At 56.3% G+C, this 16,440-nt stretch carries 15 protein-coding genes and 2 pseudogenes; 12 read left to right on the top strand and 5 right to left on the bottom strand.

Features of this window, described 5'->3' with window-relative positions; translation table 11 throughout:
• Together SIAM614_RS31735 and SIAM614_RS07020 are read left to right on the top strand one after the other, a co-directional pair.
• On the top strand, nucleotides 1-228 hold the full coding sequence (locus tag SIAM614_RS31735; protein WP_006933193.1) for a sugar ABC transporter permease: 228 nt from the start codon (nucleotides 1-3) through the stop codon (nucleotides 226-228).
• Nucleotides 229-630: 402 nt separating this feature from the next.
• Nucleotides 631-1,392 (top strand): annotated as a pseudogene (locus SIAM614_RS07020) (ABC transporter ATP-binding protein); the annotation flags it as partial.
• A 252-nt stretch (nucleotides 1,393-1,644) separates the two neighbouring features.
• Here SIAM614_RS07020 and SIAM614_RS07015 read toward each other — a convergent pair.
• From SIAM614_RS07015 to SIAM614_RS07005, 3 genes are read right to left on the bottom strand one after another with little or no spacing between them, the layout of a single operon-like run.
• On the bottom strand, nucleotides 1,645-2,712 hold the full coding sequence (locus SIAM614_RS07015) for a D-TA family PLP-dependent enzyme (RefSeq protein WP_040439494.1): 1,068 nt from the start codon (nucleotides 2,710-2,712) through the stop codon (nucleotides 1,645-1,647).
• 3 nt (nucleotides 2,713-2,715) lie between these two features.
• Nucleotides 2,716-4,233: a M81 family metallopeptidase gene (locus SIAM614_RS07010; protein ID WP_006933178.1), complete on the bottom strand. Its 1,518-nt coding sequence runs from the start codon at nucleotides 4,231-4,233 to the stop codon at nucleotides 2,716-2,718.
• Nucleotides 4,234-4,235: 2 nt separating this feature from the next.
• A complete protein-coding gene (locus tag SIAM614_RS07005) occupies nucleotides 4,236-4,757 on the bottom strand; it encodes a hypothetical protein (RefSeq protein ID WP_006933176.1) in 522 nt (173 codons plus the stop codon).
• A gap of 87 nt (nucleotides 4,758-4,844) precedes the next feature.
• Between SIAM614_RS07005 and SIAM614_RS07000 the strand changes: the two genes are divergently transcribed.
• The 10 genes and pseudogenes from SIAM614_RS07000 to SIAM614_RS06960 all read left to right on the top strand — a co-directional run bounded on the left by SIAM614_RS07000 (nucleotide 4,845) and on the right by SIAM614_RS06960 (nucleotide 14,827).
• A complete protein-coding gene (locus SIAM614_RS07000) occupies nucleotides 4,845-5,231 on the top strand; it encodes a RidA family protein (protein ID WP_006933174.1) in 387 nt (128 codons plus the stop codon).
• A gap of 4 nt (nucleotides 5,232-5,235) precedes the next feature.
• Nucleotides 5,236-6,102, top strand: a complete 867-nt coding sequence (locus SIAM614_RS06995; RefSeq protein WP_006933173.1) for a MurR/RpiR family transcriptional regulator — start codon at nucleotides 5,236-5,238, stop codon at nucleotides 6,100-6,102.
• 4 nt (nucleotides 6,103-6,106) lie between these two features.
• Nucleotides 6,107-6,895 carry an SDR family oxidoreductase gene (locus tag SIAM614_RS06990; protein WP_040439577.1) on the top strand — a complete coding sequence of 263 codons (789 nt, stop codon included), beginning with the start codon at nucleotides 6,107-6,109 and terminating at the stop codon, nucleotides 6,893-6,895.
• A 3-nt stretch (nucleotides 6,896-6,898) separates the two neighbouring features.
• Nucleotides 6,899-8,809: a beta-N-acetylhexosaminidase gene (locus tag SIAM614_RS06985; RefSeq protein ID WP_006933168.1), complete on the top strand. Its 1,911-nt coding sequence runs from the start codon at nucleotides 6,899-6,901 to the stop codon at nucleotides 8,807-8,809.
• Between the two features lie 20 nt (nucleotides 8,810-8,829).
• Nucleotides 8,830-9,260 (top strand): annotated as a pseudogene (locus SIAM614_RS33515) (M81 family metallopeptidase).
• A gap of 104 nt (nucleotides 9,261-9,364) precedes the next feature.
• A complete protein-coding gene (locus SIAM614_RS33415) occupies nucleotides 9,365-9,673 on the top strand; it encodes a hypothetical protein (RefSeq protein ID WP_324293996.1) in 309 nt (102 codons plus the stop codon).
• 864 nt (nucleotides 9,674-10,537) lie between these two features.
• On the top strand, nucleotides 10,538-11,137 hold the full coding sequence (locus SIAM614_RS06975) for a hypothetical protein (protein ID WP_081455205.1): 600 nt from the start codon (nucleotides 10,538-10,540) through the stop codon (nucleotides 11,135-11,137).
• Between the two features lie 294 nt (nucleotides 11,138-11,431).
• Nucleotides 11,432-12,730 carry an NAD(P)/FAD-dependent oxidoreductase gene (locus SIAM614_RS06970; protein WP_006933163.1) on the top strand — a complete coding sequence of 433 codons (1,299 nt, stop codon included), beginning with the start codon at nucleotides 11,432-11,434 and terminating at the stop codon, nucleotides 12,728-12,730.
• Nucleotides 12,727-13,578: a DUF1365 domain-containing protein gene (locus SIAM614_RS06965; RefSeq protein WP_006933162.1), complete on the top strand. Its 852-nt coding sequence runs from the start codon at nucleotides 12,727-12,729 to the stop codon at nucleotides 13,576-13,578. Before SIAM614_RS06970 ends, SIAM614_RS06965 begins: the two co-directional genes overlap by 4 nt.
• 19 nt (nucleotides 13,579-13,597) lie before the next feature.
• The gene (locus SIAM614_RS06960; protein ID WP_006933161.1) at nucleotides 13,598-14,827 is read left to right on the top strand and encodes an SAM-dependent methyltransferase; all 1,230 of its coding nucleotides are present in this window, start codon (nucleotides 13,598-13,600) and stop codon (nucleotides 14,825-14,827) included.
• Between the two features lie 47 nt (nucleotides 14,828-14,874).
• On the opposite strand, the gene SIAM614_RS06955 is transcribed toward SIAM614_RS06960, so the two are convergent.
• Both SIAM614_RS06955 and SIAM614_RS06950 read right to left on the bottom strand, forming a co-directional pair.
• A complete protein-coding gene (locus SIAM614_RS06955) occupies nucleotides 14,875-15,681 on the bottom strand; it encodes an SDR family NAD(P)-dependent oxidoreductase (RefSeq protein ID WP_006933160.1) in 807 nt (268 codons plus the stop codon).
• Nucleotides 15,682-15,739: 58 nt separating this feature from the next.
• Nucleotides 15,740-16,393: a ChrR family anti-sigma-E factor gene (locus tag SIAM614_RS06950; RefSeq protein ID WP_006933159.1), complete on the bottom strand. Its 654-nt coding sequence runs from the start codon at nucleotides 16,391-16,393 to the stop codon at nucleotides 15,740-15,742.
• Nucleotides 16,394-16,440: the final 47 nt, after the last annotated feature.

Here is a 16,440-nt window from a genome sequence, read left to right as displayed (position 1 = left end):
ATGGCGCAATCATCGAAAAAGACCGACTACTTCCCGTTTCTTCCGTTGGTACCGGGCTCGCTCGTCATGCTGGCCATCGTCGCCTATCCGTTGTTCGAACCGTTCCGGCTGTCCTTCACCAACACAAGCATGAGCTCGAACTACGAATACGTAGGGCTCGAAAACTACGAGAAACTCATGTCGCGCGGATCCCGCATGGTCCGAGCGGTGGCCCCGACACACTCCTGATCACCGACTCGCTCTCCATCTTCAAAGGCCCCGGCGTCGAAGAACAGGCTCCGCCACTTGCAAAGCTCCCGACCAATCCGGAAAACCAGATGGCGTTCGATATCGCAGAAGGCTACATGCCACTGCATCACATGCCTGAGGTTAAGGAAATCGTCGAAAGGATCCGACCTGGAAGGCCTTCCTCGACGCCATTCCGACCGGTAGACCGGCGCCGTTCGTAACCGACCACATCGGCTTGCAGAATACCATCTACGAAGCCGTTCAGGGTGTTGTCCTGGGGCCGACGCCTTTGAAATCGCCGCAGAGCAGCTTGAAGAGTTCAAGTCACACCTTGAGCATTGTCCGCCCCCCCTCTCCCACGCATTCGGGAGGCCCGGACGCGTCTTCAAACAAAGAGTGACCATGGGCGCGTTGCAGCTACGCGACGTACGCAAAAGCTATGGCCAGATGGAAGTCATCAAGGGCGTCAATCTTGAAGTCGACCACGGCGAATTCATTGTTTTTGTTGGTCCGTCCGGATACAGGAAATCGACTTTGCTGCGCATGGTTGCGGGGCTTGAGGAAATTACGGGCGGCGATATCACGATCGAGAACAAGGTTGTCAACGATCTGCTGCCGGTCAAACGCGGCGTCGCCGTGGTGTTCCAGTTCTATGCGCTTTATTCGCATAGGCCTGTTTATGAAAACATCGCCTTTCCCCTGCGTGTCGAGCGCCTGTCCAAAGGCAAGGTGTAAGAAAAGGTCCAGGCCGCCGCTGAAATACTGCAACTGAAGGAAAGGTTGCAGCACAAGCCGGACGAACTTTCCGGAGGTCAGCGCCCGCGCGCCGCCATCGGCCTTGCGAATGTGCGTGAGCCTTCGGTCTTCCTGTTCGACGAACCTCTGTCAAATCTCGATGCGGTGCTGCGAGCGGAAATGAGCGTCGAACTGGCCAAGCTGCACGCCGAACTCGAAGCGGCCATGATTTACGTCACCCTCGATCAGGTGGAAGCCATGACCATGGCAGACCGGATCGGGGTGCTGGATGAAGGCGTTATCTAGCAGGTCGGATTGCCGCTGGCACTCTATCACAAACCGCAGAACACCTTTGTCGCCGGCCTCATCGGCAATCCGAAAATGAATTTCATGGAGGTGTTCGGCAAGACTACCAGTCCTGACGGTGTTGGGGGCACGTTGCCATCAGGCCAGGATCTAACGGTCAAGGCCGGTGTCTCTGCTTCCATGGGCCTGCAACGCATCGACTGCCAACTCTTCGATGACGAGGGCAACGCTTTTCAGCGCCTGCTCTCGCTGGAAGAGCTGGAAGCAGTCGACATACATAACGGACAGATGCCGCCTGATGCCTGAAAACACAACGGCCACCTTGTGAGATGGCCGTTTTCTATTGCGTCACGGGCGGGCAAGCCGTCTGGAGGACTAGACGACTTGCCCGCGCGCAGCGACCGTCTCGATGCGGGTCACCACGCCGTCTTTGTGAAACACCAACTGGTCGAACAGGTTTGAAACGACGCACGTATGGTTCGGAATGATCCGGACCCGTTCGCCGATCTGTGGTTTGCTGGCGGAGTTCGTCAGATCGACGACCGCATGTTCCTCGCTGAGCGCCGTAATGGAGGCCTCCGGATAGTCGATCAGTAGGCCGTGATCGGAAAAACCCAGCAAATCCGAGGTCAACGCCTTGGAACCGGCATCCAGGACCGCACGGTTTTCCGTCGGCCTCGAGACAACGGTGGCCAGAACATGCATGGCGCAATCGTCAACGTCGCACATGCCGGCACGCACCATGGCGCGGTCGTTGAAAATATAGGTACCGGCTCTGTGTTCCGTGGCGCTGGGCACAAGATCGCTGTCGAAAAGGCCCGGCGACCCGCCATGCGAGACAACGGGACACTCAAGCCCGGCCTGCTTCAGGAGCGCCAGGGTTTCCGAAAAGTGGGCTTCAACCACCACTTCCGACGAGGGTTTCGGATAGGTCAGAAGACCGCGGAACACCAGCCCGGGCTGTTCATCGATCCGCTTTGCAAGTTCGACTGCGGCAGCCGGGCTTTGGACGCCGTTTCGTCCACCACCCGTGTCGCATTCGACCAGGACCTTCAACGGCTGGCCTCCCGAAAACGCCTCCGCGAGGCCGTCTACGACAACTTCATTGTCCGCAACAACCTGCAAGTCCACTTTGGTGTTCAGCAGTTTCAGCCTGTCGAGCCGCGAATTGCCGAGCATGTTGAAAGTGATCAGGATGTCGGTGAACCCGGCATCGGCGAACACTTCCGCTTCGCTGATCTTCTGACAATTGATACCGCATGCGCCATAGGCGAGCTGCAATGCCGCCAGTGCCGGTATCTTGTGGGTCTTGATGTGAGGCCGGAATTTGCGGCCAATCCGGTCGAAATACTCCTGTGCGACCTTGATATTGGTTTCCATAACCGCTTCATCGATTACGGCTACCGGGGTCAGAAGGTCCTGGATGGATAGCCCCACACTCATCGCTCAGCCTCCTCTACGACCGGCGCTGCCGGCACTGGTCTTGGTTTCATGCCCGTTCGCCGGAACGACCTCGTTGATCGGCCAGATGTCCCGCGGTGCCTTCTTGTAGGGTGTAACCCTGGGGTCATTGGGATAGGGACGTCCTGCCGCACAATAAAGGATCAGGGGACTGACGCGGGCAAAGGACTGGTGGAAATGGTTGGTCGATTTCACCACCAGGATTTTCCGTTTGGCCGGATCGATGCCAAAATTGGAAAAAAGGCTGGTGTCGAAGCATTGGGCCCGGGTTGAATTCAGGATCACTTCGATCCCGCCGATCCGGATCAGACTTGCATCGCCTATGGGAACGATGCTCTGGCCGAAGGCTTGTTCGGCGTTCCGGATATTGCGGACAATTTCGACTTCGGCATCGATGGGATCGCCGGTTTCCGGTGCAGATTTGGCACCGAACCGAAGCATCATCCGCGCGCCCTCACCTGCCGCGTGGCAGAGTTGGACAGCGACCGGATCCCAGATTGAACCAAAAGCAATGCACTCAAGGTTTCTGGCCATGGCTTCTGCCAGCAGAACGGTGGCGTCGCCCGCCGTTCCTCCGCCAGGATTGTCCCACATGTCCGCAATCGTGACCGGGCCGCCGTCAAATTCCAGTGCTCTGGCATAGGCATCAGCCGGTGTGAGTTCGATACTGCGAACCTTGCCGCGTAACTGGAAAAGTGCCTCGCCCAGGTCTCGCGCCATTTTTTGCCCTAGCACCGGCGCGTTGTTTGTCACTGCCAGCAGTCTCGTTCCCATTTCCGGCACGTCACCCGCCATGAAGCCATGGATGACCGAAAGAGACAAAAGGCCCGGAGTTTCCTTTTCCAGCCGGATCATGTCGTCAACGAAGCGACGCATCGGTTCGGATGTTGTCGGAAAAACATCGATCATCTTGGGATCATAGACGCTCATCACCGGCTTGACCTCGCCGGCAACCGCCTGACCGGCTATCCGCCAGGCATCCTCAGCCCTGTCGACAAAATCGATGTGCGGAAACTCCTTGAAGGCAATGAGCGCATCTGCCGCGGCAACGCGTTTGGCTGTCAGATGACTGTGGGGGTCGAATGTTGCGATCAACGGAACATCGGGGCCCACGATCGATCGAATTCGGCTGAGAAGATCGCCTTCCGGATCGTCATAGCCATCCGCCACCATCGCACCGTGCAGACCGATCACAACGACGTCGAACGGTCCACCGGCAGCGACCTGATCCAGGATCTCGTCACGCAACCCTTCGAAGGTCTGCCTGGAGACTAGCCCGGCGGGATCAGCCCAGGCGGCAGTACCTTCAATCAGTTCCCAACCGTTCTCCCGGGCAAACCGGCGGCCGACTGTCATGACGGCCGAACACAAGGTCGGTGTTTCCGGATGTTCGCCCGGCCTTGCCAGCAACGACGCCCTGAACGCGTTGATATCGACCCGTATCGGCGAAAACGTGTTGGTTTCCGTTGCCAGAACAGCGGTGAAAGCGCGTGGCTTGGTCATGATCAGGACGCTTCTCCGAGAGGATTCGGCAAATACCCGGCAAAGCCACAGATCTTCCAGCTCCCTTCCTTACGGACACAGAAATACAACGTCTGCCACAACATACGGTTCTCGCCGCCATCTGCTTTCCGGATACGGCCGTCGAATTTCTTGTGCGCGACCGCCCGATCTCCGTTGATGTCGATCTCGGTCAGGCGGGTCGCGTCAAAAATGGCGGCACGTGCGTCTTCGGCGAATTCCGTAGCCCGGAAAATTTCTGCCTGGCTTAGCCAGCGCTCCCTGTAGGAACCGAGGTCTGGAAAACCGAGTTTCCAATCGTCGGGATTGGACACCTTGCCGGCGTCCACGCCGAAAAAGGCGGGTTCGTCGAAGTCTCCCGCCACCTGCGACCAGTCCGCTGCGACGAAGGCGTTGATGTCGCGCAAGACAAGCATGTCCCAGATCGCGGCGCGATCTTCATCATCTCCGGTAAAGGGATTTGTCTGGCTGTCGGAAAGCGCCTGCATATCGGAAACCATTTTCATTTTGACGGTTGATTTTTAGAAAATATACGGGTGAAATAAAACCAATGTCAAACCACTATGTAAATCGTTTTCATTTTGGAGCAAAATATGTCGATCAAACGCTATGGTGCTGAAAAATCGGGTGCCGGCGGCCAGAACCTGCCGTTCGCCCGAGCCGTTGAAGCTGACGGCTGGCTGTATGTTTCCGGTCAGGTTCCGATGAAGGATGGCGAGATTGTCGGCACGGGGATTGTCGAACAAACACACCTGACCATCAAGAACGTGATCGCGATCCTGGAAGAAGCCGGTTACGGCCTCGAACACGTCGTGCGCGTAGGCGTCTGGCTCGATGATCCGCGCGACTTCTGGTCGTTCAATGGCGTCTACAAAACCTATTTCGGCGAGCATCCGCCAGCACGCGCCTGCGTGCAGTCAACCATGATGGTCGACTGCAAGGTCGAAATCGATTGCGTCGCCTATAAGAAACCGGCCTGATCCCATGAGGGATATCCTGTCCGTTCTGCAGCAGATCGAGCCAGACCTTTCCAAATCGGAACGGATCCTGGCGGCATTGCTCCGCAGCAATGCCGAATTCATCGTGAATGCCGGCATCACGGACGTTGCAGAACGCGCAGGTGTTTCGCCACCGACGGTGACCCGCTTCTGCCGTCGTCTCGGCTGCGAAAGCTTCACGGCTTTCAAGGTTCAGGTCGCACAGGTCACCTTCGCCGGCACAAGGTATCTGACTGCGAACGCGGCCTCCGATGCGCCTGCGGACATCGCCGACAGCCTTCTGGCGCAGTTCCAGGAGGCAGCGGCCAGCACGCGCGACGCGCTCGGCATGGAGACCGTGCTCGCCGCGGCAGATGCCATCTCGACGGCCAAGCTGTTGGCGGCCTTCGGTGCAGGTGGCACGTCCTCCATGATTTCAGACGAAATCCAGAACCGCTTCTTTCGCCTCGGCCTGCGCACCGTCAGCGTTACAGATCATGCGATGCAGTTGATGCAGGCAGCCACCATGCGCACGGGCGACGTCATCATCGCTTCATCTGTCTCCGGCAGGAACCTCCAGATGGTCCGCGCTCTGGAAGCCGCAAAAACCTACGGTGCCGTCGTGATCGCCCTCACCCGTCCGGGCCGCCCGGTTGCAGACCTGGCGGATATCACGATCGCGATCGATCTGCCGGAAGGCGAGAACATCCTGCGGCCAAGCACCAGCCGCTATGCCTTTCTGTTCGTGACGGATCTTCTGGCAACGCTCGTCGCGATGCGGCGGGGGGACGAAGCCCGGGAGAACCTCAGACGCGTCAAATACCAGCTCAGCAACACGCGCGATCTGGACGACAAGGAAGCACTCGGTGACTGAACAAGTGGCTAAACCCGTTGCGGTGGTTACAGGCGCTGGCGGCGACATCGGCATGGCCATTGCAGCTAAGTTGTCAGAAACACACACCATTGCCGCTGTCGACATTGATATGACTGCTCTTGAAGGCGCGGTAGACAACCTTGAGAATCATGGCGCCCACATTGCCGCGATCCAATGCGATCTGACCAAACAGGCTGACTTGGAACGGCTCTCAAAAGAAGCTGCAAGGCTCGGTGAAGTCACAACGCTGGTCAACAACGCAGGGGCGGCAGCGGCCCTGACATTGCACCAGATGACGGCTAAAACCCTGTCGAAGGACCTCACCCTGAACCTGGAAGCCGCGCTCAATTGTTTCAAGACCTTTGAACAGCCTTTGATTGCCTGCGGCGCTGGCAACGTGATCAATATTGCCTCCGTCAACGGACTGTCGGTCTACGGTCACCCTGCCTACAGCGCAGCCAAGGCGGGATTGATCCAGGCGACAAGGTCCATTGCCGTTGAATATGGCAGGTATGGCATCCGCTCCAATGCCATCGCTCCGGGAACCATTAAAACCCAGGCTTGGAAGACCCGTCAGGCGGCCAATCCGGATGTCTTTGCAGAAGCCCTCGCCTGGTATCCACTCAAAACACTACCCGAGCCGGATGACATTGCAGCAGCCGTTTCTTTTCTGGTCAGTCCGGCAGCCCGTTGCATCACCGGCATCTGCCTGCCAGTCGACAGCGGACTGACCGCCGGCTCGCCTTCCCTCGCCCGAACCTTCACTCAATCTTCCGACTTCGACGGATGTTAGATCATGACCAAGTTTGTGCTCGATTGTTTCTACCGCCCGGCGAAGGATCTTGCAGCTTCGCGCCAGGAGTTTGCGCTGACCAACACCAGTTCCAAACCCTTGAAGGCCTTTACGCTTGCCTACACGGCGCTCAATCGGGCTTCGGCAGATGCAAAACTTGAAAACGCCGAAAGCTTCATCCGGATCGCAAATTTTCATGAAATCACACCGAAGGCCGGAGAAACGATCGGCCCCGGTGAAACCTGGACATTCTCTATTACCGGTCTTGCGAATGTAGCAAGGCACCGTCTCGATGGTCCGAAGTCTGCCTATGTCAGCACCGAAGGTCGTGTCATTGAGGTGTTGTGCAATGATCTGGAAGCGCCGGAAGAACTGGACAGCGGTGAACGGCGCAGAATACCGGACGGAGAACTCTCCGAACCTCTCCATATCGTACCCTGGCCCCAGACGGTCACCATTTCAGACTATGCTGACAACAGGGCGGGCTTTCTTGTTGCCCATGGGTCCGCCGAAGAAAAAGCGGCTGCCGCCAAGATCAACGCACTCTCTGCGCGTCTTTTCCCATGCGCACCGCAGCCCTTCCGGTTCACGCCGTCGCATCACCAGATCGAGATCGAATTCCAACAGAACAAAAACCTTGCAGACGACTGTTACCGGCTAGAGTTCGCCCAATCAAAGGCAACTTTGACCTACAGCGGAGTTGCCGGTCGTGATTACGGCCTGACGCTTCTTGCCCAGGTCGCCTACGGCACCCATCAGGCCCCGGACAAGTTCAGGTTTCCTGCCAAGGGGTCTATTGAGGACGCTCCCCGGTTTTCCTGGCGCGGCACACATCTGGATGTTTCCCGGCACTTCCGGGGCCCCAAAGATATTTTGCGGCTGCTTGACATCTTGGCCTGGGGCCGGATGAACGTCTTCCAGTGGCACTTGACCGACGATGAAGGCTGGCGGCTTGAAATCAAGGCCTATCCGGAGTTGACCGTCAGTGGCGCGCGGCGTGGACCAGGCTGCGAGCAGGTTCCGCAGCTTGGCTTTGCGGCCGAAGTCTATGAAGGCGCTTACTCGCAAGACGAGGTGCGTGAAATCGTTGCTCATGCGGCCAGCCTCAACATCGACATTCTTCCCGAAATCGATGTTCCCGGACATTCCACTGCCGTTCTGAAAACCTACCCGCGCTTTGCCGATCAGGCGGAGGCACCTGAGAGCTATCACTCCGTTCAAGGGTACCCCAACAACGCGCTCAACCCCGCAATGCATGAAACTTACGAGTTTCTGGAAAAGGTCTTTGCGGAAGTGGCGAGCCTGTTCCCCTTCGAGTTCATTCATATCGGCGGCGATGAAGTTGACGTCAATTCCTGGCTTGAATCCCCCAAAGCCCAACGTCTCATGGACGAAAAGGGCCTCGCGGATACGATGGAGGTTCAAGCCTACTTTATGGGGCGCGTTCGGGGAATCTTGAAAAAACTCAACCGGAAGCTTGCCGGTTGGGATGAAGTTTCTCACGGCGGTGGCATTGATCCGGACGGTGTCCTGCTGATGGCCTGGCAAAAGCAGGAAGTCACCAAAGATCTGATCGACCAGGGCTATGACGTCATCTGCAACCCGGGACAGCATTATTACATGGACATGGCTCAGGCTTCCGGCTGGCAGGAGCCGGGCGCGGGCTGGGCCGGCGTTTCCACGCCTCAGGACTGCTACACTTATGAGGCTTCCACCGGTCTCAGCGCGGGAAGCGAGCAACGCCTCAAGGGTGTTCAGGCCTGTATCTGGTGCGAGCACATGACCGACAATGTGATCTTCAACCACATGGTCTTTCCCAGGCTCTATGCGGTCGCCGAAGCGGGCTGGACCAAACCCACCAACAAGGACTGGCAAAGATTTGCGGCGCAGGCACCATTCTTCCCCCAGCTTTGAGTGCGTTGCGAGGCGAACAGATGAAAATCACTGTTGGTGGTATTCATACCGAATGCAGCACCTATTCGCCGGTTCGCCAGACTGAGGCCGACTTCAAGGTTGCCCATGGTGTGGAATTGCTAAGACAGGCCGGTCTCGGTGATGAGCAGTTTGCGGACGTCAATTTTTGTCCATTGTTCCACGCAAGATCCATTCCGGGTGCCCGGTGACTGCCGATTGCTACTCGGCGTTCAAATCTGCTTTTCTTGCCGAGCTTGAGGCCAGCCTCCCACTCAACGGGCTGCTCTTGATCATGCACGGCGCCATGCATGTCGTCGGGCTTGAAGACGCTGAAGGCGACTGAGTCTCGGCAGTTCGCCAACTTTTCGGTTATCGGATTCCAATTGCGGTCAGTTACGACCTCCATGGCAATGTCACGCAAACCGTTGCCGACCAGATCGACCTCTTTTGAGCCTATCGTACCGCCCCTCATATCGACGTTCCACAAACTGACTGACGTGCTGCTGAAATCTGGTTGATCAATTGCGTGACGGGCATCGCAGATATGTTGCATGGGTGCCAATTCCCGCGCGGCTGCCTGGAGAGCGCACCAGTACGGAAGGCGAGCCTGCCAAATCGCTTTACGCGAAGTTATCGGAGTACGATGAAAGGCTTGGCATTTCTGATGCCAATCCTGCTCGCATGACTCTCACGGATGGGACGGTCAACCAGGAGAAGGTATGGCTCGAAAACAGGCACCGACCGGCTCCAAGCTTTCCTTATCAACGGTCCTTCGAATGGCACCCGGTTTCCCGGTTGTCACGGCGGCAGAGATTGTCCCCGCTACGGTCGGAAGTGCTGATTGACCAACTATCGTATACGTAAGGTAAAAGGCAAGCACTGCCCCCTCAAACTCTATCGATGAGCTAGGGTTTGCACCTTTTTTATTCAAAAATAAAGCATTCGCAAATTTTTATGCGTATTAATTTCAACATCGAATTTAAGTTGCAACACTCGCGCGCGAATACATTTCTCAAATCTATCATAGCCTTAGGTAGGACCTTAAGCCCGAAGTCCCCCCTCTACACACGGATATAGTTACTTTTACCAAGGTTGAATGTGAATGGTCGGTCAGTATCAATTTATGACGTGACCAAATTCAAGCCGCTTGACCAAGTCCCACCGGCTGATTGAAGGGCAAACAAAAACAGCCCAAGATCAAAGAAGAATTGGTCCCAAGGGACATATGCACGCACCCCATCGACTGTGCTAATCCCATAAAGCTCCACCGGGTCAGTCCTGGTGGAGCTTTTGCTTTCATCTTGGGTTCGGCAGACTGCTAAATTGATGGGCAGTGTCAGAATGCCAACTGCTGAAAGCGCTCAAAGGAAGCTCAACGCAGATCCTGACAGGCACTCGAAATCGTCGAAAACCGACGACAAAGATACAACAGTCAACAAACTTCCTCTACGTACATTGGTAGTTTTGACGATGCTTCAGCGTTCACAAACCAGTGATCGGCCTTGAACTTCAAGGCTCCGACCACACTTATTACCTAAATGTAACTAAAAATGCCCGAATTTGTGATCTTTATTACACGCATTCGGGAGACTGTGGTGCGATAATGGCAAAATCGTGACCGTACGAATGGGGCGCAAAAGCGCGGAAGACCAAAAAGTCCTTTCAAGGACCACCGTTCAAAGACCCCACGCACGGTAGGAAGAGTTGTATTAGCCTTGGGAGGCGTACATGCAACGGAATACCAGAGCAGGAACTCTTGCGCTTGGCCTTATCTTCGCCTTGGCGGGAAGCGCTGCTGCGGCCCCATTGCCTCAGGAAACGATCACGTTGCCTGAGGATCGCCTTGCGGTCACAGTCGCGTCAGCGTCACAGGATCAGGCCGATCCGCTGGAAAGTGAGCTCACTATCTGGGTGGGCGAAATCGAACTGGAAGGCCGGAAAACGATCTGGGTAGAACTGATCGATTCCTTCGGCGAAGTGATCTACGACAGTGAGGTGAACACCAACGAAACCCATCTGCTGCCAGATGGTCGGGCTGTTGTCGTTCGCTCCATGGATCAGGATACCGTCGTCGCAGGCAAGGATGAGTCCAGACTGGTCAACGAAGGCACACTCACGGTCACACGACGTGTGGTCAATGAAGGTGCCGACGCGACCACGATCGAACTGATCGAAACCGGTCAGGAACCAACGCAAAAACGTGGCACCATGCTGCAGGTCGCAGATTTCGGCGACTTTGTGTGGCAGAAGGTTGTTGCTTTCTTTGATGCTGCCCGAACGCGCGTTCAGATTGCCTGGAATTGGATTGTCGATACAATCCAGGCCTGATGTGCAAACCGGCCGAAATACATTGCTGACATGCAACTTGTTTTGCTGCTTGCCCGGCTTTGGCCGGGCAAGTCTGGCTTGTGTATAGACTTTTGCCGCCAGTTTCGGCCATCGACGTGCCGGAAGCCGTCTGCGGAGGCCCGTTTTTGGGTGTCCCGTCAAAAATAATCCAGAAAATTCATCGTTCTATGTGATCCGCCTTTTTCGCCGAGGCGTAACCGCTGCATATCAACTGGAAAACCAGACAATCGAACAGGTTTTCCGCGCTAACAGCGACGCGCCGAAGGATAAGACATGCGGATTGCCGTAATCGGCTCCGGAATTTCCGGAAACAGTGCAGCCTGGGCCCTCAACGAACTTCATGACGTTGTTCTTTACGAAAAGCGCGAACGCCCTGGAGGCCACAGCGCCACGGCTGATATCGACTATGACGGTGTCCGGATCTCGGTGGACACGGGTTTCATCGTCTACAACGAACTGAATTATCCGAACTTCACCGCTCTGCTCGACCATCTTGGTGTTGCCAATGAAATAAGCGACATGAGCTTTGCCTTGTCCGCGGACAACGGCAAGCTTGAATGGTCGGGGCATTCTCTGAACTCTGTCTTCGCGCAGAGGCGTAACCTCGTATCACCTCGCTTCCTGCGCATGTTGCGCGATATTTTCCGGTTTAACGGCAAGGCCGTCGAAGATCTGAAGGCCGGGCACCTGCGCACCGAAACGCTGGGAAGCTACCTGGAACGCGAGCAGTATTCATCCGGTTTCATAAACGATTATCTGCTGGCGATGGGAGCTGCGATCTGGTCGACACCGATCAACGAAATGCGCGATTACCCGGCTGAAAGCTTCGTCGCTTTCTTCGAAAACCATCGCCTCCTGTCCTTCGACCGGCCACTGTGGCGAACCATCTCCGGTGGCAGCCGTAACTACGTCGAAAAGCTGCTGGCGCCCCTTCAAGGAAAAACCAGACTTGGTAAACCGGTCGCTGAAATTCTGCGGCAAAACGGTCAGGTTCTCGTGCGCGATGAGTCCGGTCATCAGGACGTTTTCGACCATGTGATCCTTGCGAGCCACACAGACCAGAGCCTCTCGATGCTCGGAGACCCCTCCCCGCAAGAGCGCGAGATTCTGGGATCCATCAGGTACCGTCCAAACGAGGTCTATTTGCACCGGGATGAAGCACTCATGCCCAAGCGCAAGAAGGTCTGGGCTTCCTGGAACTACATGTCCGACCGCGAAGCCGGTGAAACCCGGGACGTAACCGTCAGCTACTGGATGAACCGGCTGCAGAATTTCGATCATTCGAGGCCGGTCTTCGTGACGTTGAACCCTTATGCCCCACCACGTGAGGACTGCACCTTTGCGAAGTATGTTTATGATCACCCCCAGTTCGACGCGTCGGCCCAGCAGGCCAAGACCCGCCTCGGGGAAATTCAGGGTGTCAACAACACCTGGTTTTGCGGCGCCTGGCGTGGACATGGCTTCCATGAAGATGGATTGTCATCCGGCCTGGATGTTGCGAGATCGCTTGGCGCGCGCCTACCCTGGGACAGGGAAATCGAAGCTGGCACCTTTCTGGAGGCTGCCGAATGAAGGCAAGGCCGAGCAATCGCCTGAACGACAATGGACCGCCGCCCGACGCGGCGGCTTCCCTGTTCACGGGCACGGTCATGCATCACCGCATGAAGCCGCGTGAACACAGGTTTTCCTACAAGGTCTTCTCGGTTCTACTCGACCTTGACCGACTGGGCGAAGCTGCGAAATCAAGCCTGTTTTTCTCCGTCAACCGGTTCAATCTCCTGTCGTTTCACCAGAAGGATCACGGGCCGAGAGACGGGTCTGACCTTCGGTCTTACGTTAACAAACTTCTTGCCAAGGAGAGCCTTGAGGCACCAGCGCGTGTTTTGCTGCTCGCCTATCCGCGGATGTTGGGCTACGGCTTCAACCCCCTCAGCGTTTATTACGCCTATGACCGCTCGGACCGGTTGATTGCCCTCGTTTACGAAGTGCGTAACACGTTTGGCGGTTTGCACACTTACGTCGCGCCCGTTCTAGACAGTCAGTCCAGCGACGCCGGCGTTCGGCAGTACCAGAAGAAGCTGTTCTACGTGTCTCCCTTCATCAGCATGGAACAACACTATTTCTTCCGCATGTTGCCCCCGGGAAATACCGTACGGGTACGTATCCTGGAAAAGGATACGGAAGGACCGCTGCTGTCCGCGACCTTTTCCGGAACGCGATCCCCCCTTGCCAGCAGGTCGATCCTGCGGGCGTGTCTGCGGGTGCCGCTGCTGACCTACAAGGTCATCGGCGCCATCCATTGGGAAGCCTTTAAAATCTGGCGCAAGCGTGTACCATTTCACGCTAGACCCGCAGAGGACGCAGGGAATGACGGGTCGAGAAGGCAGACAGACACTGTTCTGCCGGTTACAAACAACTGACATTTCAAGAGGTTCTGCTATGAGTGAGCCGATTGTTCTGACCAAGGACAACTTCCGTGCGGAGTTGAAGGGAACACCCCGCCTCGCCAAGATGGCTGCTGGCCTTGCACTCAAGATCCGCTACGGATCGCTCGAAGTCCAATTTCCGGACGGTCGAAGGTTTCACATCAAAGGGCAGGAAGCCGGCCCGCACGGTGTCCTTAAAATCCACAATTGGGCGTTCTTCCGGATGGTCGTTCAAGCTGGTGACGTCGGCGTCGGCGAAGCTTTCATGGCTGGCTACTGGTCATCGCCGGATGTGACGACTTTTCTCGAAGTATTCTGTATCAACCAGGAATCGACGCTGGAAGCCCTCCAGGGAAAGCCGTTCACCCGCTTTATCATGTCTGTCCGCCATTGGTTGAATTCCAATACCAAACGCGGAGCGAAACGCAATATTTCGGCCCACTACGATCTCGGCAATGCTTTCTACCGGGAATGGCTCGATCCCTCGATGACCTATTCTTCTGCGATCTACAGCAACGAGACCAATGACCTGGAGCAGGCGCAAAGGGAAAAATACGCCTCGCTGGTGCGCCAAACCGGAATCCAGCCGGATCACAGGGTTCTGGAAATCGGCTGTGGCTGGGGCGGTTTTGCCGAATATGTCGCAAAATCGGTAGGCGCCAATGTGCGCGCGTTGACCATCTCCCAGGAGCAGTTCGACTATGCGCGTGAACGGATCTACAAGGCTGGTCTCAACGATAAGGTCGAAGTGGTCTTTCAGGATTATCGAGACGAAAACGGCGTCTTCGACAGGATAGCCTCCATCGAAATGTTCGAGGCCGTCGGCGAAAAATATTGGCCGACCTACTTCCGTCAATTATCGAAATGCCTGAAGCCCGGTGGCATGGCGGGTCTGCAGATCATCACGATCCAGGACAAGATGTTTGATGATTACCGCAGAGGCACGGACTTCATTCAACGCTACATTTTTCCTGGTGGCATGCTGCCTCCTCCCGGCCGTCTAGCGGAAATCGGAAAGTCGCTTGGCCTTGACCTCATGGACCAGAAAATCTTCGGGCAGGACTATGCACGGACGCTTGCCGAATGGCGGCAGAGATTCAGGCAAGCCTGGCCGCGGATCAGCCCGTTGGGCTTTGACGAACGTTTCAAGCGCCTCTGGGAGTTCTACCTCCATTATTGCGAAGCAGGCTTCCGCTCGGGCAATATTGACGTTCGACAGATGGTGTATGTCAAATCCGCCTGAGCCTGCCCACGTTCAGCCCTGAACCTTCACCTTCCAGCAGGCCGGACTCATCCGGCCTGTTTTTTGTTCCAGCCCGTTGACCGGGCAACGAGTGCGAAATAGGCGCTGTATGGCAAGCAACGCAAGAGCTTGAGCTGCAGGACAAATTTACGCGGAAAGGAAATTTCGAACCGGCTTGGGTGGGACAAGCCTTTCCGGATTTCCTGTACAGCCTCCTGCGGAGACATCAGATAAGGCATCGGGAACGGATTCGACTCGGTCGCGGGTGTATCCACAAACCCGGGATTTATCACCTGAATCCGGATACCGGCCAGGTCCAGGTCGAATTTCAGCGATTCCACCAGATTGGTCAGACCTGCCTTGGTTGCGCCATATGCGGCCGAAGTCGGCAAACCGCCGTATCCCGCCACAGATGCGACCACCGCGATCTGCCCTCTTCCAACAGCCTTCATGGCCGCAATAGCTGGCAGAAGAACATTGACGGTGCCCATGAGATTGACATCAAAGCTTTTGCGGAATGCCTCAGCGTCTGCATCAAGACCATCCTGCGGCAGGTAAATTCCCGCATTTGCCACCAGCAGCGCCAGTCCGCCGAAGTCTTGCACGATCTTTTTTACGTGCCCGGCCATGAGGTCTGTCTTCGTGACATCGCCAGGCAAAGCATGAATGGACCCTGGCAGCTCTTCCGCCTGCGTTTCCAGCTCGGCCAATTCCTCTTCCGAACGGGCCGTCGCAACAACGGTCCATCCCGAACGGGCAAGGTCAAGCGCGAGTTCCCGGCCGATACCGGAACTTGCGCCCGTAACCCAGGCGCATCCATGGTCGGGTTTGGCAACGTAATTTGTCTTGGGCAATTCAGTCTCCCGGTCTGTTTGCCTTTCTACGCAAACAGACCGGAATTTGGATTGTTTTTCAGCGGATGAATGGCGCGAACCAACGACCGACGGGGCCGGTCAACTGCAAGCGGCCAGCGGTAACGGCGAAGCAAATGCAATCCTCCCCCTCATCGGCCACCGGTTTGTGGTCGATGTCACCATCGGCAAAGGCAACGTCTCCAGCCACGTAGTGACCGTCCTCGTCCTTGAAGCCGCCCTTCAGGACCAGTGTCAACTCGGTGCCGTGGTGTGTATGGGACGGCATCGCACGGCCTGCCCGCACCCACAGAAGGCTGCTGGCACAGCCATCGATCTCGCCGAACTTGCATTCCTTGACACCTGGCAGAAGCGTTTTCCAGGGAAGCTGGTCCATGGAGGAACCGATAATCGACCGCAGCGATTCGGGAATAGCGGTAGCGCTGTCGTCCACCTTGGCGGAAGGTTCATTGTCGTTCAGATCACCGAGCGGGCCATCCAGGATAGACTCCAGAACTGCATCCCGATTGGAAATTGAAACCGGCTGGGCCTCTTCAAGTTCGAACCCGGCAAGCGTTTCGAGCGAACTTACATAAGACCTGTTGCAGTCGCTCATCTCAAGATGAGCACCGACCAGTGCCTGCGCCGGATAGGTCAAGGTTCCGGCGGCATAACCTGCCAGTAACTCGTCCATCCCGGTCACGTTTTTTTCCATTACCACTCTCATTTGGCTGCAGAATCCTAAATTGCCTTATCGGCATT

The sequence above is a fragment of the Roseibium aggregatum IAM 12614 genome (assembly GCF_000168975.1).
Taxonomy (GTDB): domain Bacteria; phylum Pseudomonadota; class Alphaproteobacteria; order Rhizobiales; family Stappiaceae; genus Roseibium; species Roseibium aggregatum.
Note: the sequence above shows the minus strand (reverse complement) of the source record. Positions and strands in the feature narration are given on the sequence as shown.